This is a genomic window from Allobosea sp. TAF32 (genome assembly GCF_052113585.1).
GTDB lineage: Bacteria > Pseudomonadota > Alphaproteobacteria > Rhizobiales > Beijerinckiaceae > Allobosea.
In genome coordinates this window covers 139,078-159,537 of record NZ_JBFRDM010000007.1, presented here as the reverse complement: position 1 = coordinate 159,537, position 20,460 = coordinate 139,078, and the positions used below count along the sequence as shown (strand labels likewise).

The window sequence follows — 20,460 nt, the reverse complement described above, 5'->3', positions numbered from 1 at the left end:
CGCGTGCTGCCGGAACTGGAAAGCGAAAGGCTGCTGCTGCGCCCGCGCCGGCTTGCGGATATCGAGGCCGTCATGCGCATGAACGCCGACCCGCAGGTGATGCGCCATATCGCGGCGGTCGGAGACCCAGCCATGGGGCGGGAGGCCGTCGCCGCGCGCAGCTTCAACCATGTCGAGCGCGGGCTGGGCTACTGGTCGGTCTTCGCCAAGGCGAACCCTCGAGAATTCACCGGCTATGTCGGGCTCATTCCCGACGGCGACGCGGCGGAGGATGTGCAGATCAGCTACCGTTTCGCGGTGCGGCATTGGGGGCGGGGCTATGCCGGCGAAGCCGCGGCCTGCCTCCTCGACTACGGCTTCGGCACGCTCGGCTTCCCCATGATCGGGATCACGACCCATCCGCTCAACGCCGCCTCGCTGCGTCTGGCCGGGCGGCTGGGCTTCGCGGCGGCGCCGACGGACCCCCGCATCCTCATCGGCGATCCGCCGGTTCCGGCGGCGCGGCTGTGGCTCAAGCGCGGCGCGTGGCCGAAGCTCAGGCCGCCAGAGGCTTGAAGACGAGATAGGCCGCCACGAGCGCGCCGACCACGCCGAGCGCGAACAGGACGAGCTTCATCCGCGTCATCGTGCTGGCGAAGGCGACATTGCCGCTATCGACCTGCGGATAACGGTCGAGCAGGCGCGCCACGGCGAAATTCTCGGCAACGTCGCAGAGGCCGCCCAGGAACCAGCCGCCGCCGCAGAGCGCCGCCACCCACCAGGGCTGGCCGCGCGTGGCGAGGCCGGCGATCAGCAGCGCGCCAACGATCGCATAGGTGAAGGCGCAAGCAACATCTGCGGGCAGCACGCGATTGCGATAGCGCGCCCGCCTCGTCTCGCCATAGAGCGAGAACAGCTTCTCGACATCGGCGACGTTGTAGCCGTCCCAGTCGCTCTCCAGCATGCGCGGCACGCCCTGCCGGCTCGACCAGAAGCCGACCGCCCAGAACAGCACCACCACCAGCACTGGCCCCCAGATGAAGAAGGCGAGCGGGACGATGGTCGAATAGAACGGCACGGTCTCGATCATGGCGGCTCGTTTCTCGCGGCAGGCATCGGCGCTTCGTGGGTCAGGTTATCCGGCGTGCGGGCCGCCGCCAAGCACGGCAAACCCCTTCCCTGCTCAAAGCAGCACTTCCGGCGGCAGCAGGTCGAGGCGGCGCAGCTCGACGCGCGTCTGCTGCGAATCGTAGAGCAGGAAATATTCGTCGAGCTGGGGTGGCGCGATGTCGGTCCCGGACAGCATCGCATGGGCCTGGCCGCGATGGTGGATCTGGTGCTGGAAGAGATGCGCCAGCAGATCGTCGATCCGCTCCTCGACCGCGCCATGCTCGCCGCGGTCCGTAGCGACGGTCGCATCGAGCGCAGCGTCCGAAAGCCCATCGCAGACGGCGATGAGGCGGCGATCGGCTGCGCTCTGCGCCTGGAACAGCGCCGGCGCCTCGAAGGGCCGGAAGCGTTCGAAGACCTGCCGGCCGAGCCCGCCACGCTCGAGCGCATCGATATAGTAGAGATCGACCATCAGATTGTGATTCAACGTCTCGCGCAGCGAGGGAAAGAAGCTCGTGCGCGTTGCCTTGAAGGCGTCGTCGTCCAGCCGCATGCAAGCCGAGAGCAGCCGCCAGTTCGCCCAGGCGTTGTTATGCGCCATCTTGCGGAAATGGGCGCTCAGCGGCCCGCGCCGGCTCGCGTTTTCAGACATCGCGCGGCTCAGACATGTGGCAGGATCTCCTGTTCGATCGCGCCGAAGATGGAGTACCCGGCGGCATCCTTCATCTCGATGCGAACCGTGTCGCCGAAACGCAGGAAGGGCGTCTTCGGTTCGCCCTGAAGGATCGTCTCGACCATGCGCTGCTCGGCGATGCAGGCATAGCCGAGGCCGCCCGCCGCCACCGGCCGGCCCGGCCCGCCATCGGCATCGCGGTTCGAGACCGTGCCGGAGCCGATGATCGTGCCGGCCGAAAGCCGGCGCGTAGCGGCGGCATGCGCCACCAGCGTGCCGAAGTCGAAGGTCATGTCGGCGCCGGCATCGGGCTTGCCGAAGGGGGTGCCGTTGACCTGCGTCAGCAGCGGCAGATGGAGCTTTCCATCCCGCCAGGCCGCGCCGAGTTCTTCAGGCGTGACGGCGACCGGCGAGAAGGCCGAAGACGGCTTTGACTGAACGAATCCAAAGCCTTTCGCCAGTTCGCTCGGAATCCGATTCCGCAAGCTCACGTCGTTTGCGAGCATGACGAGGCGGATGCGGGCGAGCGCATCCTCCCGGCTCGCGCCCATCGGCACGTCGTCGGTGACGACCGCGATCTCCGCCTCGAAATCGATGCCGTCCTCCTCGCTGCGGGCCTGGATCGCCTGGCGCGGACCGAGCGGCGCGTCGCTGCCGCCCTGATACATCAGCGGATCGGTCCAGAAGCTCTCGGGCATGGTCGCCCCCCTCGCCTTCCGGACGAGATCGACATGGTTCACATAGGCGGAGCCGTCGAGCCATTGATAGGCGCGCGGCAACGGCGCAGCGCAGTCATGTTCATGGAAGCGGAAGGACGGCACCGAGCCGTGCTCCAAACCCTCGGCCAGGTCGGCGAGGCGCGGGGCGAGGCGCTTCCAGTCGTCCAGCGCGGCCTGCAGGGTCGCGACGACCGGGAAGGCGTCGGTCGCACGGGTCAGATCCCGCGAGACGATGACGAGGCGGCCATCTCGGCCATGCGTAAGCGAAGCGAGCTTCATCTCTTTCCATTCCTTCCCGGACGCGCCAATAAGGACGCAACGAGCCTTCGGGAGGAGACCATATGGAACGTCGCAGCTTTTTGAAAACGGGGGCACTCGCCGCCGCCGCGACGACCGTCGCGATGCCGGCGATCGCCCAGTCGCAGCCCGAGGTGAAATGGCGGTTGACGTCGAGCTTCCCGAAGTCGCTCGACACCATCTTCGGCACCGCGCAGCAGTTCTCGAAATACGTATCCGAGGCGACGGACGGCAAGTTCGACATCCAGGTCTTCGCTCCCGGCGAGATCGTCCCCGGCCTGCAGGCGCTCGATGCGGTGTCTTCGGGAACTGTCGAATGCGCGCATTCGCCGACCTATTTCTATATCGGCAAGGATCCGACGCTCGGCTTGGGCACCGGCATCCCCTTCGGCCTCAATGCCCGCCAGCAGCATAGCTGGTGGTATTTCGGCGGCGGCGAGCAGATCGTGAACGGCGTGCTCGACCGCTTCAACGCCTATTCCATCCCCTGCGGCAATTCGGGCTGCCAGATGGGCGGCTTCTTCCGCAAGGAACTCGCCGGCCTCGACGACCTCAAGGGCCTGAAGTTCCGCATCGGCGGCATGGGCGGGGCGGTGCTCGCCAAGCTCGGCGTGGTGCCGACGCAGATTGCGCCCGGCGACGTGTATCCGGCGCTGGAGCGCGGCACGATCGACGCTGCCGAGTTCGTCGGCCCCTATGACGACGAGAAGCTCGGCTTCATCCGCGTCGCGAAATACTACTACTACCCCGGCTGGTGGGAGGGCGGCGCGATGCTGCATCTCATCATCGGCAAGGACGCCTGGAGCAAGCTGCCGAAGCATTACCAGGCCATCGTCCAGAACGCCTGCGAAGCCGCCAACAACTGGATGCTGGCGAAGTACGACTTCGTGAATCCCGGCGGCCTGCGCCGGCTGGTGGCGCAGGGCGCGCAGCTGCGCGGCTTCCCGCTGCCAGTCATGGAGGCCGCGCTCAAGGCGGCCGAGGAATATTACGCCGAGACCAGCGCCAAGAGCCCGGACTTCAAGAAGGGATACGACTCCATGGTCGCCTTCCGCGGCGAGAACCTGCTCTGGTGGCAGGTGGCAGAGCTTTCGTACGACAGCTTCATGAACCGGCTGAAGGCGCGCTGAGGCGCGCCTTTTCATCGCTAGATCGCATCGCCATGACGACGAAACCACCCACTGATCCCGAGACCAAGGCGCTCCATCTGGAGCGCTTCCTGCCTTATCGCCTCAACGTGGTCGGCACGCTGGGCGGCCGCGCGCTCGGCCGCATCTATGGCGAGCATTTCGGCATCGGCATCCCGGAATGGCGGGTGGTGGCGCAGCTCGGCGAATTCGGCAAGCTGACCTCACGCGACATCGGCGAGCTCGCCCAGATGCACAAGACCAAGGTCTCGCGCGCCGTCAGCGAGCTGGAGAAGCGGGGCCTCGTCTCGCGCGCCGAGAACCGGCAGGACCGGCGTGAATCCTTCGTGACGCTGACTGCGGCGGGCAAGCGCATCTACGACCAGATCGTGCCGCTCGCGCTCGGCTTCGAGGCGCGCTGGGTCGAGGATATCTCCCCCGACGAGCTCAAGGTGTTCGAGCGCGTGCTGTCGATCCTGACCGAGCGCGGCCGGCATCTCGCCGGCGGCTATCGCGACGAGGACGGGGCCTGAAGGTAACGGCCGTCATGCTCGGGCTTGACCCGAGCATCTCGTGACGCGGAGGCTCCGAGCTTCGTCCGGCCTGAGATTCTCGGGTCAAGCCCGAGAATGACGTGCATTCCCGCAGCGCCCCTAGAAATACTGCGCCAGATTGCGCCTGATCCGCGGCAGCGGATCCTCCCCCTCTGGCGGATAGGCGAAGGGCTGTCCGGTGATCGTCTCGAAGGCGCGGACATAGACCGCCGAGGTCTGGTCGATCAGCTCCTGCGGGATCGGTGGCAGCGCTTCCTTGTAGGGGTCGCAGCGGGCGACCACCCAGTTGCGCACGAAATCCTTGTCGAAGGATTCGGGCTTCTCGCCGGCGGCGAAGCGGGCCGGATAGCTTTCCGCGAACCAGTAGCGGCTCGAATCCGGCGTGTGGATCTCGTCGGCGAGGAGGATGCGCCCCTCGGCGTCGGTGCCGAACTCGTATTTGGTGTCGGCGAGGATGAGGCCGCGCTCGCGGGCGAGCTTCCGGCCACGCGCGAAGAGTGCGAGCGCGTAAGCCGAGACGGTGTCCCATTGCTCCTGCGTCAGCAGTCCGCCCTCGACGATCTGGTGCTCGGAGAGCGGCTCGTCATGGCCGCCGTCGAAGGCCTTGCTCGTCGGCGTGATGATCGCCTCCGGAAGCTCCTGATTGTCGCGCAGGCCGTCCGGCAGGGTGATGCCGTACATATCGCGCTGACCCTGCTTGTAGAGCGTCAGGATCGAGGTGCCGGTCGTCCCGGCCAGATAGCCGCGCACGACGATCTCGACCGGCAGGATCTCGAGGCGCGTGCCGACGACGACGTTGGGATCGGGATATTCGAGCACGTGATTGGGACAGATATCGGCGGTCTGCTCGAACCAGTAGCGCGCCGTCTGGGTCAGCACCTGGCCCTTGAGTGGAATCGACGCGATCGCGCGGTCGAAGGCCGAGAGCCGGTCGGTCGAGATCAGGATGCGGCGGCCATCCGGCAAATCGTAATTCTCGCGGACCTTGCCGCGATAGTAGTTCGGCAGTTCCGGAATGACGGCTTCGTGAAGAGGCAGATAATCGGACATGGCGGAGCTTGCCTCTTTGACGGAGCGCGCGGACAGGCGCCGGAGCGCCGTTCAGGCAGTCCTTCTAGCGAAAGCGCGCGTTTTCCACCACCGCGGCGGCATGTGCTTCCCCCGATTGCTGCAACGGCCCGAATATGGCATGCGAAGCCTCGAGCGGGAGCCAGGTCCGCGGCGCACCGACGCAGGCCGCTCCATAGTTCCGTCGTGTTTGGCGGGTGTTGTTGGGCGGAGCCGGCAAACCGGCTTTCGACCATGGATGGCGTGACCCGACCTGCGATGATCCTGCGACTTTCCAGACGTTTCAGCATGGCGCTGCTGGCGCTCGCAGCCCTCAGCGGGCCTGCCGCAGCGCAATCGCCTTCCTGCGACGCCTGGCGGTCGGAACTCGAAAGCCTGCAAGGCCGCAGCGGCGGCGACCCGCGCGCTGCCCAGGCCGCCGAACGTGTCGGCGCCCAGCTTTCGCAGCTCAACGGGCAATATCGCGCGATGGGCTGCGAGCGTTCTTTCGGCATTTTCGATTCGGGCCCGCCGCAATGCGGTGCGATCCGCGCCCAGCTCGGCCAGCTGCAGTCGCAATATGCGGCGCTGCAGCGGCAGGCGCAGAGCGGCGGGGTCGAGCAGCGGCGCGCCCAGCTCGCCGCTGCGATCAACAACAATTGCCGGGCGCAGCCGCGCGGCTTCTTCGAGACGATCTTCGGGATCGAGCCCCGCCGCGGCGGCGAGATCGATTCGACCATGCCGGAACTCGACCCGGAGCAGCCGATGGAACCGGCGAAGCCGCGCCTCGGCGGCCCGCAGACCGTCTGCGTGCGAACCTGCGACGGCTTCTTCTTTCCGCTGAGCAACAACACCGGCAATCCCGACGAAATGTGCCAGGCGCTCTGCCCCGGCGTCGAAACGCTCGCCTACGGCATGAGTGCCGGCGGCGACGTCCAGAACGCCGCCTCGCGCTCGACCGGGCAGCCTTACTCTTCGCTGCCGAACGCGCTGAAGTACACGCGCAGTTTCGACGCGGCCTGCACCTGCCGCGGCCAGGGCGAGAGCTGGTCGGCGGCACTAAAGAATGCCGAGTATCTGCTCGACAAGCGCAAGGGTGACGTCATCCTGACGGAGCAGCGCGCGGCCGAGCTCTCGCGCCCGAAGATCGACCCGAAGGCGGAGGCCAAGCGGCGGGGCGCGGCACAGCAGCCGGCTCCCACCTCCACCGGGACCGTGCCCGAGGTCGCCGACGACAAGCCGATGCCATCCGAGAACTCGCCGACCTCGGGCACGGAATCAGCCGGTGTCGGCCCCGACATCGTCGGCGAGAAGGTGCTCGACAAGAAGGACGGGCTGAAGAGCGAGTCGCGCAGCGTCACCGGAGAACGCCGCAGCGTCCGGATCGTCGCGCCCAATCTCGCGCCCAATCTGAGTCCGCAACTCGTCCGGCCCTGATCCGGCAAAGTTCCATGCGCCTTGCGCAGGAACGCGGGCAAGACGACAGCGCGCCGGCCGCTGGACGCATGGCTAAAACCGGCGCATAAGGAGCCATCAAGCCGCCCTCGGGAGGCCGCCAGACTGCCTTCCACGGCCCTTCGGGCCGCGCGCTCGCCTCTGACGCTCCCCAGCTCCAGAAGGCCGCCATGTCCGATACGACCACCACGCAGCATCCCCATCCGATCGAGCTCGACGACGCCAAACGACGCCTCAAGGCGATCTTCATCGGCTCCGTCGGCAATCTCGTCGAATGGTACGATTTCTACGCCTACACCGCCTTTGCGCTCTATTTCGCGCCGCATTTCTTTCCTTCGCATGATCCGGTCGTGCAGCAGCTCAATGCCGCGACGCTTTTCGCCGCCGGCTTCATCGTGCGGCCGGTCGGCGGCTGGCTCTTCGGGCATCTCGCGGACCGCTATGGGCGGCGGCTATCGCTGATGGTGTCGGTCCTGATGATGTGCTTCGGCTCGCTCCTCATCGCCTTCACGCCGACCTATGCGACGATCGGCTTCGCTGCCCCGGCCCTGCTGGCGCTGGCGCGTATCATCGAGGGGCTGAGCCTCGGCGGCGAATACGGGGCGAGCGCGACCTATCTCTCCGAGATCGCCGACCCCGAGCATCGCGGTTTCTATTCGAGCTTCCAGTATGTGACGCTGATCGGCGGCCAGCTCACCGCGATCCTGGTGCTGCTGCTGCTCCAGAACGTCTTCCTGACGCATGAGCAGCTTGTCGCCTGGGGCTGGCGCATCCCCTTCGTGATCGGCGCGCTGCTCGCCGTCACCGCGATGTTCATGCGGCGGCATATGCAGGAGACCGAAGCCTTCGAGGCGGCCAAGAGCACGATGAAGCGCGAAAGCTCGCTCAAGGGCCTGCTGCGCTATCCGCGCGAGGTTGCCATCGTGGTCGGCCTCACCGCCGGCGGCACGGCCGCCTTCTACACCTTCACCACCTATATGCAGACCTTCGTCAGGCAGACGGTCGGCCTCTCCGACATCGTGACGACCTATGTCATCGCAGGATCACTGATCTTCGCGGCAGCGCTGCAGCCGATCTACGGGCTGATCTCCGACAAGATCGGCCGCAAGCCGATGCTGATGTTCTTCGGCCTCGCCGGCACGCTCCTGACCGTGCCGATCCTGATGACGCTCGCCGGCACGAAATCGGCGTGGATGGCTTTCCTGCTGATCTGCGGCGCCTGGATCTTCACCGCCGGCTATACCTCGATCAATGCCGTCGTGAAGGCGGAACTCTTCCCGACGGCGATCCGCGCCACGGGGGTCGCCGTGCCCTATGCGGTCACGGTTTCGATCTTCGGCGGCACGGCGCCCGCCATCGCCCTGTTCTTCAAGCAGCAGGGCCACGAAGAGTGGTTCTATTACTACCTCGCCGGGATCATCTTCCTGTCGTTCCTGGTCTATTCGACCATGCGCGACACCAAGCGCGCCTCGGCGATGGAGCGGCACGAGTGAAGCCCTGTCATTCCAGGGCAGGCTGGCTGGCCTGAACCCGGAACCCACGACTGGGCAAATCGCTGCAAGGCGCCGTCATCAAGAGCTCGCCCAGTCGTGGATTCCGGGTTCAAGCGCTACGCGCTCGCCCCGGAATGACAACCTTCAGGTGCTCTCGCCGGCCAGTCGCTTCAGCGCCTTCTCGCGCCCGATCAGCGGCAGCAGCGCCGCCAGTTCCGGGCCGTGATCAAGACCCGTCAGCGCCTGCCGCAGCGGCATGAACAGCGCCTTGCCCTTGGCGCCGGTCGCGGCCGAAACGGCCTGCGTCCAGCTCTTCCAGGTCGTGGCGTCGAAGGGCTCCTGCGGCAGCAGGCCGGCAGCCGTAGCCGCGAAGGACTGATCCGCGATCACGGGCGTGACCGCGCCCTGAACGACCTGCCACCACAAGGTCGCCTCATCCAGCTTCGCGAGGTTGCCGCGCACCGCCAGCCAGAAAGGCTCACCGCCGCCGACGCCGAGCGCCGCGAGCCGCTCCGCAACGGCCTCGAATGAGAAATGATGGAGCGTGCGTGCGCTCAGCGCCGCCAGCTCGTACTCGTCGAACTTGGCCGGTGCCCGCGAGACATGGGCGAGCTCGACGAGACCGGCCAATTCATCGAGGCTCGACACCGGGCGCACCGCATCGGAGGTGCCGACCATTGTCGCCAGTGCCGCGACCGCGAGCGCCTCGACGCCGCTGTCCCGTAGGCCGCGCAGCGAGAGATGGCCGAGGCGCTTGGAAAGCCCCTCGCCGCTCGCGGTGGTCAGCAGGTTGTGATGGCCAAAGGCCGGCAGGCTCGCGCCCAGCGCTTCGAAGATCTGCGCCTGCACCGCGGTGTTGGTAACATGGTCCTCGCCGCGGATGACATGCGTCACGCCGGTCTCGATATCGTCGACCACCGACGGCAGGGTGTAGAGATAGCTGCTGTCCTCGCGCACCAGAACCGGGTCGGAGAGCGAGGCGCAGTCGACGTGGGAGGCGCCGCGCACGAGATCGTCCCAGGTGACCTCGCGCGGCTCCAGCAGGAAGCGCCAGTGCGGCTTGCGCCCCTCCGCCTCGAAGGCCGCCTTCTGCTCGGTGGTGAGCTTCAGCGCGGCCCGGTCGTAAATCGGCGGCAGGCCGCGTGCGAGCTGGCGCTTGCGGCGCCTGTCGAGCTCGTCGGCGGTCTCGTAGCAGGCGTAGAGCCGCCCCGCCTGGCGCAGGCGCTCAGCCGCGGCGTCATAGACCGCAAGCCTCTCCGACTGCTTGATCACGAGATCGGGCACGATGCCGAGCCAGCCGAGATCCTCGGCAATGGCCTGCGCATATTCCGGCTTCGACCGGACGAGATCGGTATCGTCGTAGCGCAGCAGGAAGCGGCCGCCGTGCCGGCGGGCGAAAAGCCAGTTGAACAGCGCCGGCCGGGCGTTGCCGATGTGGAGATAGCCGGTGGGCGACGGCGCGAAGCGAACCAGGGGCGAGGTCATGATGCGGCTTATGGCGCGTTTGCAGGCAGGCGACAATCGCGTCTTTCCGGGCCATGCCGCACCGTTAACCGCGTATTAGGGTTACCAAGGCATGAATTGTCTCCGAGCAGGGCGAAACGGGTGGAGCCGGACAGCTGCTCTGGGAGATCAGGATGCGTATCCGTTCCATCGGGCCCGCGCTCGCGGCCACTGCCCTCGCGGCAGTTCTACTCGCCGCCCCTGCCTACGCGGCGGATTACCTGCGCGGCTCGCAGGTCATCGAGGCTCAGGAACAGCCGACGATCGACCGTGGCATCAACTGGTCCGGCTTCTACTTCGGCGGCGGCGCCGGCGTCTCCGACACCAAGTTCAAGCCCGGGACGGGGCTGCAGGACCTTGCCAACTTCGCATTCCGCAACACGCTGCTTGGCCAACAGGTCAACATGGGCTCGCTGGTCAACAACCTGCCCGAGAAGAGCGATAGCGGCGCGACCTATTTCGGCTTCCTGGGCTACAACTGGGCGTTCGGCGATGTGGTACTGGGCCTGGAGGCCGACTACACCCGCTCCGGACAAAGCTATCAAATCAACGACTCCATTGCCCGCCGCTTCATTACCTCGGACGGCACCATCAACGATTTCTCGTTGAATACGAACCAAAGTGCCAAGCTCGACGACTACGTCACGGCCCGCCTGCGCATGGGCTGGAGCTACGGCAGCATCATGCCGTTCGCCACGATCGGCGGAGCGGTGGGACGCTTCAACACGAGCTCGACGATCGCCACGACCAACTATCTGACCAGAACGAATCCTGTAACCGGGCTGCCGGAGTCCGGTTACTCGGTCGGGCGTTCGCCCGGCGATCCGCCCGTCGGCGCCACCAAAAAGAACGTCTACGGCTTCGGCCTCGCCATAGGCGGCGGCGTGGAATGGGCCCTGTCCGACAATCTCATCCTGCGCGGCGAATATCAGCTCATTCGCTTCGCCGATGTCGAGGGCACAACGACGACGGTCAACACCGCGCGGGCGGCAGCAGCCGTCAAGTTCTGAATTCAAACGATGCCAGAAACAGAAAGGCCGGGACGAAACGTCCCGGCCTTTCTGCATTCTCTCTGCCGCGCAGCCTTATTCGGCCGCCTCGACCTCCGGCCGGGTCCGCCCTGCCCGCTCGCGCTTGACGAGTTCGGCGACGAGGAAGGCCAGCTCCAGCGCCTGCTCAGCATTGAGGCGGGGATCGCAGACCGTGTGATAGCGATCGTTGAGATCGGCGTCGGTCATGCCGCGCGCGCCGCCGGTGCACTCGGTGACGTTCTTGCCGGTCATCTCCAGATGCAGGCCGCCGGCATGGGTGCCTTCAGCCTGGTGGACGGCGAAGAAGTTCTTCACCTCGGTCATGATCAGGTCGAAAGGCCGGGTCTTGTAGCCGCTCGCCGCCTTGACCGTGTTGCCGTGCATCGGGTCGCAGGACCAGACGACGTTGCGCCCTTCGCGCTTGGTCGCGCGCACCAGAGCCGGCAGGTTGTCGAAGACCTTGTCGGCACCGAAGCGGGCGATCAGCGTCAGGCGGCCCGGCTGGTTCTGCGGGTCGAGCACCTCGATCAGCTTGAGCAGGCCGTCGACCGTGGTCGAGGGACCGCATTTCAGGCCGATCGGGTTCTTGATACCGCGGAAGAACTCGACATGGGCATGGTCGAGCTGGCGCGTGCGATCGCCGATCCAGACCATGTGGCCGGAGGTGTCGTACCACTCGCCGGTCGTCGAGTCGGTGCGGGTCATCGCCTGCTCGTAGCCGAGCAGCAGCGCCTCGTGGCTGGTGTAGAAATCGGTCGTACGCATCTCCGGATGGGTCTCCGGATCGATGCCGATCGCGCGCATGAAGTCGAGCGCCTCGGTGATGCGCTCAGCGACTTCCTGATAGCGATGCGACTGCGGGCTATCCTTGACGAAGCCGAGCATCCAGCGATGTGCGTTGTCGAGATTAGCGTAGCCGCCGGTCGCGAAGGCGCGGATCAGGTTCAGCGTCGCGGCCGACTGCCGGTAGGCCTCGAGCTGGCGCCGCGGATCGGGAATGCGCGCCTCTTCCGTGAAGGCGATGTCGTTGACGATGTCGCCCTTGTAGCTGGGAAGCTCGACGCCGCCTTCCTTCTCCGTCGGCGCCGAACGCGGCTTGGCGAACTGGCCGGCGATGCGCCCGACCTTCACCACCGGCGAGCCGCCGGCGAAAGTCAGCACCACCGCCATCTGCAGGAACAGGCGGAAGAAATCGCGGATGTTGTCGGCCGAATGCTCGGCGAAGCTCTCCGCGCAATCGCCTCCCTGAAGGAGGAAGGCCTCGCCGGCCGCAACTTTGCCCAACGCCCGTTTGAGCTTGCGCGCCTCGCCTGCAAAAACGAGCGGCGGAAAGCCGGCGAGCTGCTGCTCGACCGCCTTCAAGGCTGCCTGGTCCGGATAATCCGGAATCTGCTGGGCGGGCTTGGCCCTCCAGCTCTCTGGCGTCCACCGCTCGGACATGGGACTACGTGCTCCTGATCTTTGAGATCGCGCGTGGTTAACCTCTTGGTAGCGCGAAGGCGCGGCTATACACCCAAGGCACGAGAATAGCCACCGCTCGCCGACCGCGCGCCAGCCGCAGGTTTCGGCATCCCAAAACGAGAGCCGAAACGCGGCTTCAGCGCAGCGGCACGCCGCTTCCGCCCTCCGCGCGGGCGATTGCACCGCGCTTCGCCGGGCGGTTCCGCTCCGACGGAATCGACGCTGCGCTGACGCTAGCCCACCCGCGGCGAGCGCATCGTCACGAGTTCCTCGGCTGCGCTCGGGTGCAAGGCGACGGTGCGGTCGAAATCCGCCTTGGTCGCCCCCATCGTCACGGCGATGGCAACGGCCTGGATGATCTCGCCGGCGTCATGGCCGAGGATATGGACGCCGAGTACCTTGTCGGTGGCCGCATCGACGACGAGCTTCATATAGGTGCGCTCGTGCCGCCCGGAGATGGTCGCCTTCATCGGGCGGAAGCCAGATTCGAAGATCCTGACATCATGCCCGGCGGCAATCGCCTGGTTCTCCGACAGGCCGACCGTACCGATCTCCGGCGTGGTGAAGACCGCCGAGGCGACCGTGGCGTGATCGACCGTCCAGGAGCGATTGCCGAAGGTGCTGTCGGCGAAGGCATGTCCCTCCCGGATCGCGACGGGGGTCAGGTTGACGCGGTTGGTGACATCGCCGACCGCGTGGATCGACGGCACGCTGCTGGCCGAGGCTGCGTCGACTGCGATCTCGCAGAGCGGACCGAGTTTCACCCCCGCCCGCTCGAGCCCCAGACCTTTCGTGTTGGGCCGCCGGCCGGTCGCGACGAGAACGACATCGGCATCGATCGGCGCGCCATGGGCACAATGGGCGCGGCGGCTGCCGTCGGCGAGTTCCTCGATACGCTCGATGGTGCAGCCGAGACGCATGGTAATGCCGGCATGGGCCAGCGCATCGCGCAGGCGGTTGCGGACGTCTTCGTCGAAGCCGCGCAGGATGTTATCGCCGCGATGGAGCAGCGTCACGGCAACGCCGAGCCGAGCAAAGAGGCTGGCGAATTCGAGCGCGATGTAGCCGCCGCCAACGACCAGAAGCCGCTTCGGCAAGGCCGGAAGATGGAAGACCTCGTTGGAGGAGATGCCGAGCTCGCCGCCGGGGATCGGCGGGTCGAAGGCGGGCCAGCCACCGGTCGCGACGAGGATGTGCCGGGCGGTGACGGTCTGGCTGCTTTTGACCAACCGAACGCTATGCGGCCCCTCGACGACGGCGCGCTCCTCCCGAATCTCGACCTTGGCGCCTTCAAGACCCTTGCGATAAAGGCCGGACAGGCGCGTGACCTCGTTCGCCACGGCATCGCGCAGTGTCGGCCAGTCGAAGGCGGGTTTGGCACCCAGCGTCCAGCCAAAGCCGGCCGCGTCCTCGAAATCCTCGGCGAAGCGGCTGGCATAGACGAAGAGCTTCTTCGGCACGCAGCCGCGGATGACGCAGGTGCCGCCGATGCGATCCTCCTCCGCGATCATCGCACGGGCGCCATGCCCCGCCGCGATGCGCGCCGCACGCGTGCCGCCGGAGCCCGCCCCGATGACGAAGAGATCGACGTCGAATTCAGCCATGATCTTCTCCTTGGCGCCCCGGTCCGAACCAGAGGATTCCGGCTCCCAGCAGTGCGATCCACCAGCCCTGCCAGGCTCCGTGCCCGACGACGGAAATTGCAAAAGCGCCAGCGAACATGGCCAGGCGCGGCGCCATCTCCCGCGCGCTCATCCGGCGCAGCCGCGCGAGCAGGAGAAGGCCCGCCAGGAGCAGGATGCCTGCTCCGATCACCCCGGTCTCCGCCCATGCCTGCAGCGGCATGTCATGCGGATGCCCGACGCCGAGGAGCGTCCTGTGCTCCGGCGCCACCTCGGTTGCCACGGGGTGGTGGTCCATGCTGGCCGAGGTCCCGAAGCCGGCGCCTGCGATCGGCCGCACCCGCACGACCTCGCCGAAGCTCTGCCAGATATCGATGCGGGCCTGCCCGGTCATCACGGCGAAGCGGTTCAGGATCATCGAGGGCAGCCAATTGTGAGCGGCAATGCCGAGCACCGGCGCCATCACCATGGCGAGGACGAAGCCCAGGCCCGCCGCCGTCAGCGTCAGGCGCGGCCAACAGGCCGACAACGCCCAGCAGACGACACAGACCGCGACGCCAAGCCGCGCGGACGCACTCTCCGAGCGCAGTGCCAATGCGGCAACAGTCAAACCGAGGATGACCGCCAATATCCGGTCGGACCGGCGTGCGGCCGGCGCATTCCAGAGACCGTGAATCGTCGGAACGGCCAGCATCAGCGCTGTGATTGCGGGCCGGTTGAAGACGAAGCTCATCAGCTTGCCGACGCCGAGCGCCGCCCGCTGCGAGAGGCCAGAGGCAAGTTCGACGATTGATAGCAGGCACGCCAGGATCAGCGCGAATGCGAGCGCACGCAGCCACGCCGGCCTTGGCCTGAACCGGCCCGAGGCGGCAATCGCAAACGCGAAGGCGATCGGCAGAACAAGCTCTGCCCAGGCGCGCAGGGAGGCGCCCGGCTTGTGACTCCATGCAATCGAGATCAGCGCCCAGGCAAGGAAGGCAGCCAGGGTCAGTCCCAGCGGTGTCGCAAGCAGGCTCCGCAAGCGCGCGGCGACGTCTCCCGCCTGGCCCGCGGCGACGGCCGCGGCGATGAAGGGAATGACGGCCAAGCCGAGCATGAGCGGGGCGGAGCGGTTGGCCAGCCACATCGCCAGCGGCATCAGCACCATGAGCGCCACGCCGATCGCTGTCAGGCGCGACGGCAATTTCCCCGTGTCGGGCGCGGATTCGTGGCGGTCGGCGAAACGCATCTGACTCATGGGTTGCGATTACGCGATCGCGAGAAGCGCCGCCAGAGGCTTATCCGGAAGCCGGCCGGAGTCGTAGAACGAAAGGAGCAGAAGCCAAGGCGAACGCGGCGGAACCGGAGCATTATTGTCAAGTCATTATTCAATCAGGCGCAATTGACGCCCTGCGTGGCAAGGTGTCACAGCCGAAGCTGCCCAAAAAAACCACGGCAGGGGCCGTAATCGGAGGAAATCCATGCTGACATCTGTTCTGAAGCGCACAGCCCTGACTGCGGTGGCTCTCGCCGCTCTCTCGACGGCCGCCTTCGCCCAGCTCACTGAACTGAAGATCATGGCCCCCGCAGCGCCGGGCGGCGGCTGGGATGGCACCGCGCGCTCGATGCAGCAGGCTCTGACCTCGGCTGGCATCGTCAAGAGCGTGCAGGTCAACAACGTCACCGGCGCCGGCGGCACGATCGGCCTTGCCCAGCTCATCGGCGCGAAAGGCGACGGCCATCAGCTGATGGTCAACGGCTTCGTGATGGTCGGCGCGATCCTCCTCAACAAGTCGCCGGTCAACCTGACGCAGGTGACGCCGATCGCGCGCCTCACCGCCGAGGCCGAGGTCATCGTCGTCCCGACGGAATCCCCGCTCAAGACCGCCAAGGACCTGGCCGAGCGCCTGAAGGCCGATCCGGCCAAGGTGACCTGGGCGGGCGGCTCGGCCGGCGGCACTGACCACATCCTCGCCGCGCTGTTCGCGCAGGCCGTCGGCGCCGACGCCAAGAAGATCAACTACATCCCGTTCTCGGGCGGCGGCGAGGCACTGGCTGCTATGCTCGGCGGGCGCGTGACCGCCGGCGTCTCCGGCTATGGCGAGTTCGAAGGCCAGATCAAGGCCGGGAAGTTGCGCGTGCTCGCCGTCTCCTCGCCCAAGCGCCTCGAGAATGCGCCGGACGCCCCGACGCTGAAGGAGCAGGGCATCAACCTCGAACTGCTGAACTGGCGTTCGGTCGTCGCCCCTCCCGGCCTCTCGGCCGACCAGACCAAGGCCCTGACCGAAACCGTCGAGAAGATGGTCAAGTCTAAGGAGTGGCAGGAAATCCTCAAGGCCCGCGGCTGGGACGACGCCTTCCTTGCCGGCGCCGCCTTCGACACCTTCCTGAAGGCCGAGATCGAACGCGTCTCGAAGGTGATGACCGAAGTCGGCCTGGTGAAGTAAGTTCTTCCGACGTCTAAGATCGGAGGGGCCGGGAAACCGGCCCCTTTTCTCACCGCCAGAAGCGCCCGAAAGCGCCGGCCTTACCCTGCGGGAACGCCATGACGAACGAGACTCGCACGCAAGGTGCCAACAAGCCGGCACTGGTCGTCGGTGTGCTGCTGCTGATCGTCGCCGCCCTCGTGGGCTACGATGCCTCCACGCAGACCATCACCTCCACCTATGGCATCGGGCCGACGGCCATGCCCTATGTCGTGACGGTCGGCCTCGTCATCCTCGGCCTGGCGCATTTCGTCGTCGCCTTCCGCGAAGGCCTGCCCGAGCCGGAGGCGGCCGACAACAAGGCCCTCCTGTGGATCGCAGGCGGCCTCGTCTTTCTGATTGCCTGCATCGGGCTTGGCGGCGGCTTCATCATCGCCATCTCCGTGGTCTTCGCCTGCACCGCGCGCGGCATGGGCCGGCAGGCCCTGCTGGTCGATGCGGCGATCGGCTTCGTCCTCGGCCTGATCATCTTCCTCGTTTTCGCGAAGCTCCTGACGCTGATCCTGCCGTCGGGACCGCTCGAGCAACTCTTCCTCTGAGCCGGGGCTGAACGATGGATACCTTGTTTTCGCTGCTCAATGGCTTTGGCGTCGCCTTCGAGCCCTCCAAGCTGCTGTTCTGCCTCATCGGCGTCTTTCTCGGCACCGCAGTCGGCGTGCTGCCCGGCATCGGCCCGGCGCTGACCGTCGCGCTGCTGCTGCCGGTCACCTTCAAGCTCGACCCTGCCGGGTCGCTGATCATGTTCGCGGGCATCTACTATGGCGGCATGTATGGCGGATCGACCACCGCGATCCTGCTCAATGCGCCGGGCGAAAGCGCCTCTCTCGCCACGGCCCTCGAAGGCTCGAAGATGGCCAAGGCCGGCCGCGGCGGCCCCGCGCTTGCGACATCGGCGATCGGCTCCTTCGTCGCCGGCCTGATCGCGACGATCGGGCTTGCCTTCCTCGCGCCCTGGCTCGTCGAGGTCGCAGTCAAGTTCGGTCCCTGGGACTATTTCGCCCTGATGATCGTGGCCTTCGTCACGGTATCGGCGACCTTCGGCGACTCGCCGCTGCGCGGCCTCACCAGCCTGTTTCTCGGCATCACGCTGGGTCTGGTCGGCATCGACAAGCTGACCGGCCAGGCGCGTCTGACCTTCGGCGTGCCGGAGCTGCTCAACGGCGTCGAGGTCACGACGCTGGCCGTTGGTCTCTTCGCCGTGGGCGAGGCCTTCTACGTCGCCTCCAAGCGCTTCCGCGAGCCGGAAGAGATCATCCCGATCAAGGGCTCGCTCTGGATGACGAAGGAGGACTGGAAGCGCTCCTGGGCGCCGTGGCTGCGCGGCACCGCCTTCGGCTTCCCGATCGGCGCCTTGCCGGCCGGCGGCGCCGAAGTCCCGACCTTCCTGAGCTACTCGACCGAGAAGAAGCTCTGCAAATACCCGGACGAGTTCGGCAAGGGCGCGATCGAGGGCGTCGCCGGGCCGGAGGCAGCCAACAATGCCTCCGCCGCGGGCACGCTGGTGCCGCTGCTCACGCTCGGCCTGCCGACCTCGGCGACGGCAGCGATCATGCTCGCCGGCTTTCAGCAATATGGCCTCAACCCCGGCCCTCTGCTCTTCGCCGAGAGGCCGGATCTCGTTTGGGGCCTGATCGCCTCGCTCTTCATCGCCAACGTCATGCTGGTGATCCTGAACCTGCCGCTGATCGGGCTCTGGGTCCGGCTGCTCGCGATCCCGCAGCCCTGGCTCTATGCCGGCATCCTCGTCTTCGCGACGATGGGCACGCTCGCGGTCAACGGCTCGGCGGTCGAACTGACCATGCTCTTCGTCTTTGGCTTCATCGGCTACCTGATGCGCCGCTACGACTACCCGGTAGCGCCGATGGTGGTCGGTCTTATCCTCGGGCCGATGGCGGAGCAGCAATTGCGCCGCGCCTTGCAGATCAGCCTCGGCGACCCGATGATCCTGCTGGAGAATCCGATCTCGGCGACACTGCTCGGCATTGCCGCGCTCGCCTTGGTCGCGCCCTTCGCGATGAAGGGGCTGAACCGCTTCAAGGCCTCCGAGGACTGACGAGGCCGAGCCGCAGCAGGCTCTCGCCGGTCGCGACGAGCGCCTCTGCAGGCGGCCTGGGCTGCCAGCCCAGCATGGCCCGCGCCTTGGCGCTGGTCGCGTTCTTGACGCGGCCGAGCTCCGGCGTCGCTGCCTGACGCGCGGTGGCGCTGAAGCGCGCGGCAAAGCGCACCAGCCAGTCCGGCAATGTGCGGGTCGAGACGCCGGCGGCGCGCTCGCCGAGCCCATCCTTCAACGCCTGGGCGATGGCGTGCATCGTCATGAAATCCCCGGCGGTCGCGAGAAAGCGCTCGCCCGCCGCGGCAGGGTCGGTCATGGCGCGCAAATGCAGGTCAGCGACGTCGCGCACATCGACCACGCCGAACATCAGCCGCGGAACCGCCCAGAGCCTCCCCTCCAGCATGGTCTTCACTAGCAGGATCGAGGCGGAAAGGTCCGGCCCCAGCAGCGGACCGAAGACGCCGACCGGATTGACAACGGCGAGTTCGAGCCCCTGCCCTTCCCCGTCGACGAAATCCCAGGCGGCAAGCTCGGCCAGCGTTTTCGACTTCGGATAGGCGGCGAGGCCGGGCGCGGACGGATTGGTCCAGTCGCGCTCGTCATAGGGGCGCCTCAGCGCGCGGCCATAGCCGATGGCCGCGAAGGAAGAGGTCAGCACGGCGCGCTTCACCCCGGCGCGACGAGCGGCGCGGAGAACGCGGAGCGTGCCGTCGCGCGCCGGACGGATCAGTTCATCCTCGTCCCTGGGAGCCGCTGACGCCAGCGGCGATGCGACGTGCATCACATGGGAGCAACCGGCCATCGCCGCATCCCATCCGGCATCCTGCATCAGATCGGCAGCGGCGATCTGCAGGCGCTCGCCCGCATCGATCCCCGCCGCTTTCAAGGCTTCCCGCAAGCGCTCTTCCCGCGCCGGCGAGCGCAGCGTGGCACGAACATCGAATCCCGCCTCCAGCAGCTTCAGGATGCAATGTCCTGCAACGAAGCCGGAGCCTCCGGTCACCAGCACGAGGTCGCGGGTCATGGTCCTGGCTCCGAAAGCTGCAACTGCGACATCCCGCAGATAGGTCGGCAGCCGGACGAACGCCAGCACCCAACATGTATCGGCTGCGCCGGGACGCGATGCGCGGCAGCCGTGGCGCAGATCGCCGCCGGTGCGGCGCTGTGGCGTGTCTCCACTCCCATCGCCCGGCGAACTGGGAAACGGGCAGGCGATACGCCGATGGAGGACCTTGGCGGCACAGGCCCGTAAACCGACGCGCCGAACGAAAACGCCTCCCCTTCCTGCGAAGGGGAGGCGTCGATGGCTGGGCGCTGCCCCCGGCCAGCTGCCTTAGAGCGTATGGCCGCGCTTGCGCATTTCCTGCGAGAAGCGATCGAAGAGATAATTGCTGGTCTGCACGCTCCAGGGCTGCAGAAGCGGGAAGATCTCTTCCATCGCCTTGCCACGCAGGCTGGTATAGCGCTGCCCGACTTCGGACTTGAAGAAGCCGGCGACCGCCTTCAGGTCGGCTTCCGTCATCTTGCTGGCGAAAACGGCGGCAGACGTCTTGATCATCTCCTCGGAGCGCTTGTCGGCCTCGGCCTTCAGCTCGCCGAGCACGGCATCCGTGTCCTTCGCCATTTCCGGCCGGGTTGCCACGAGGCCCTTCGCGCTCTCTTCGAATTCGCGATAGATATTGTTGATATTCTGCGTGACGCCGGTCAGCTCCATGACCTCGCGCGCCGCCTGGAGATGGCTCGGCGTCAATGTCGGCGTCTGGGCAGAGGCGGGAGCGGCGCCCAGCAGCGCGAGGCCGAGGGCCAGGCTGGCGAGAATATGGCGGATCATGCGGTCAAAACCCCTTCATCGTTGACGAGCCGCCGATGCG

19 protein-coding genes are annotated in these 20,460 nt (G+C 66.8%); 9 read left to right on the top strand and 10 right to left on the bottom strand.

Features of this window, described 5'->3' with window-relative positions; all coding sequences use genetic code 11:
- The first annotated feature begins 3 nt into the window (after window positions 1-3).
- Window positions 4-555, top strand: a complete 552-nt coding sequence (locus tag AB4Z16_RS16115) for a GNAT family N-acetyltransferase (protein WP_441512367.1) — start codon at window positions 4-6, stop codon at window positions 553-555.
- On the opposite strand, the gene AB4Z16_RS16110 is transcribed toward AB4Z16_RS16115, so the two are convergent.
- The 3 genes from AB4Z16_RS16110 to AB4Z16_RS16100 form a co-directional block, all read right to left on the bottom strand.
- Window positions 536-1,069 carry a hypothetical protein gene (locus AB4Z16_RS16110; RefSeq protein ID WP_441512366.1) on the bottom strand — a complete coding sequence of 178 codons (534 nt, stop codon included), beginning with the start codon at window positions 1,067-1,069 and terminating at the stop codon, window positions 536-538. The two genes, AB4Z16_RS16115 and AB4Z16_RS16110, sit on opposite strands and share 20 nt — an antisense overlap.
- Before the next feature lie 93 nt (window positions 1,070-1,162).
- Entirely contained in the window at window positions 1,163-1,741 is a 579-nt protein-coding gene (locus AB4Z16_RS16105) for a DinB family protein (protein ID WP_441512365.1), read from the bottom strand.
- An 8-nt stretch (window positions 1,742-1,749) separates the two neighbouring features.
- On the bottom strand, window positions 1,750-2,760 hold the full coding sequence (locus AB4Z16_RS16100; protein ID WP_441512364.1) for a fumarylacetoacetate hydrolase family protein: 1,011 nt from the start codon (window positions 2,758-2,760) through the stop codon (window positions 1,750-1,752).
- A 62-nt stretch (window positions 2,761-2,822) separates the two neighbouring features.
- Between AB4Z16_RS16100 and AB4Z16_RS16095 the strand changes: the two genes are divergently transcribed.
- A complete protein-coding gene (locus tag AB4Z16_RS16095; protein WP_441512363.1) occupies window positions 2,823-3,908 on the top strand; it encodes a TRAP transporter substrate-binding protein in 1,086 nt (361 codons plus the stop codon).
- 32 nt (window positions 3,909-3,940) lie between these two features.
- Window positions 3,941-4,438 carry a MarR family winged helix-turn-helix transcriptional regulator gene (locus AB4Z16_RS16090; RefSeq protein ID WP_441512362.1) on the top strand — a complete coding sequence of 166 codons (498 nt, stop codon included), beginning with the start codon at window positions 3,941-3,943 and terminating at the stop codon, window positions 4,436-4,438.
- A gap of 120 nt (window positions 4,439-4,558) precedes the next feature.
- On the opposite strand, the gene AB4Z16_RS16085 is transcribed toward AB4Z16_RS16090, so the two are convergent.
- Entirely contained in the window at window positions 4,559-5,509 is a 951-nt protein-coding gene (locus tag AB4Z16_RS16085; protein ID WP_441512361.1) for a phosphoribosylaminoimidazolesuccinocarboxamide synthase, read from the bottom strand.
- A gap of 261 nt (window positions 5,510-5,770) precedes the next feature.
- On the opposite strand from AB4Z16_RS16085, the gene AB4Z16_RS16080 reads away from it, so the two are divergent.
- Together AB4Z16_RS16080 and AB4Z16_RS16075 are read left to right on the top strand one after the other, a co-directional pair.
- Window positions 5,771-6,943: a DUF2865 domain-containing protein gene (locus AB4Z16_RS16080; protein WP_441512360.1), complete on the top strand. Its 1,173-nt coding sequence runs from the start codon at window positions 5,771-5,773 to the stop codon at window positions 6,941-6,943.
- Between the two features lie 188 nt (window positions 6,944-7,131).
- Entirely contained in the window at window positions 7,132-8,454 is a 1,323-nt protein-coding gene (locus AB4Z16_RS16075; RefSeq protein WP_441512359.1) for an MFS transporter, read from the top strand.
- A gap of 144 nt (window positions 8,455-8,598) precedes the next feature.
- Here AB4Z16_RS16075 and gltX read toward each other — a convergent pair whose 3' ends face one another.
- Window positions 8,599-9,942 carry a glutamate--tRNA ligase gene (gene gltX, locus AB4Z16_RS16070; RefSeq protein ID WP_441512561.1) on the bottom strand — a complete coding sequence of 448 codons (1,344 nt, stop codon included), beginning with the start codon at window positions 9,940-9,942 and terminating at the stop codon, window positions 8,599-8,601.
- A 149-nt stretch (window positions 9,943-10,091) separates the two neighbouring features.
- Here gltX and AB4Z16_RS16065 point away from each other — a divergent pair, with 149 nt between their 5' ends.
- Window positions 10,092-10,967, top strand: a complete 876-nt coding sequence (locus AB4Z16_RS16065; protein ID WP_441512358.1) for an outer membrane protein — start codon at window positions 10,092-10,094, stop codon at window positions 10,965-10,967.
- Window positions 10,968-11,042: 75 nt separating this feature from the next.
- On the opposite strand, the gene AB4Z16_RS16060 is transcribed toward AB4Z16_RS16065, so the two are convergent.
- The 3 genes from AB4Z16_RS16060 to AB4Z16_RS16050 all read right to left on the bottom strand — a co-directional run bounded on the left by AB4Z16_RS16060 (window position 11,043) and on the right by AB4Z16_RS16050 (window position 15,299).
- A complete protein-coding gene (locus AB4Z16_RS16060; RefSeq protein WP_441512357.1) occupies window positions 11,043-12,428 on the bottom strand; it encodes a class II 3-deoxy-7-phosphoheptulonate synthase in 1,386 nt (461 codons plus the stop codon).
- A gap of 254 nt (window positions 12,429-12,682) precedes the next feature.
- On the bottom strand, window positions 12,683-14,053 hold the full coding sequence (gene gor, locus AB4Z16_RS16055) for a glutathione-disulfide reductase (RefSeq protein WP_441512356.1): 1,371 nt from the start codon (window positions 14,051-14,053) through the stop codon (window positions 12,683-12,685).
- Window positions 14,046-15,299 carry an O-antigen ligase family protein gene (locus AB4Z16_RS16050; protein WP_441512355.1) on the bottom strand — a complete coding sequence of 418 codons (1,254 nt, stop codon included), beginning with the start codon at window positions 15,297-15,299 and terminating at the stop codon, window positions 14,046-14,048. The genes gor and AB4Z16_RS16050 overlap by 8 nt, the downstream gene beginning before the upstream one ends.
- A 232-nt stretch (window positions 15,300-15,531) precedes the next feature.
- On the opposite strand from AB4Z16_RS16050, the gene AB4Z16_RS16045 reads away from it, so the two are divergent.
- From AB4Z16_RS16045 to AB4Z16_RS16035, 3 genes are all read left to right on the top strand, one after another.
- The gene (locus tag AB4Z16_RS16045) at window positions 15,532-16,497 is read left to right on the top strand and encodes a Bug family tripartite tricarboxylate transporter substrate binding protein (protein WP_441512354.1); all 966 of its coding nucleotides are present in this window, start codon (window positions 15,532-15,534) and stop codon (window positions 16,495-16,497) included.
- 98 nt (window positions 16,498-16,595) lie between these two features.
- A complete protein-coding gene (locus tag AB4Z16_RS16040) occupies window positions 16,596-17,075 on the top strand; it encodes a tripartite tricarboxylate transporter TctB family protein (protein ID WP_441512353.1) in 480 nt (159 codons plus the stop codon).
- A gap of 14 nt (window positions 17,076-17,089) precedes the next feature.
- Window positions 17,090-18,589: a tripartite tricarboxylate transporter permease gene (locus AB4Z16_RS16035; RefSeq protein ID WP_441512352.1), complete on the top strand. Its 1,500-nt coding sequence runs from the start codon at window positions 17,090-17,092 to the stop codon at window positions 18,587-18,589.
- Here AB4Z16_RS16035 and AB4Z16_RS16030 read toward each other — a convergent pair.
- Together AB4Z16_RS16030 and AB4Z16_RS16025 are read right to left on the bottom strand one after the other, a co-directional pair.
- On the bottom strand, window positions 18,570-19,613 hold the full coding sequence (locus AB4Z16_RS16030) for an SDR family oxidoreductase (RefSeq protein ID WP_441512351.1): 1,044 nt from the start codon (window positions 19,611-19,613) through the stop codon (window positions 18,570-18,572). The genes AB4Z16_RS16035 and AB4Z16_RS16030 overlap by 20 nt on opposite strands.
- 309 nt (window positions 19,614-19,922) lie before the next feature.
- Window positions 19,923-20,420: a DUF2059 domain-containing protein gene (locus tag AB4Z16_RS16025; RefSeq protein ID WP_441512350.1), complete on the bottom strand. Its 498-nt coding sequence runs from the start codon at window positions 20,418-20,420 to the stop codon at window positions 19,923-19,925.
- Between the last annotated feature and the right edge of the window lie 40 nt (window positions 20,421-20,460).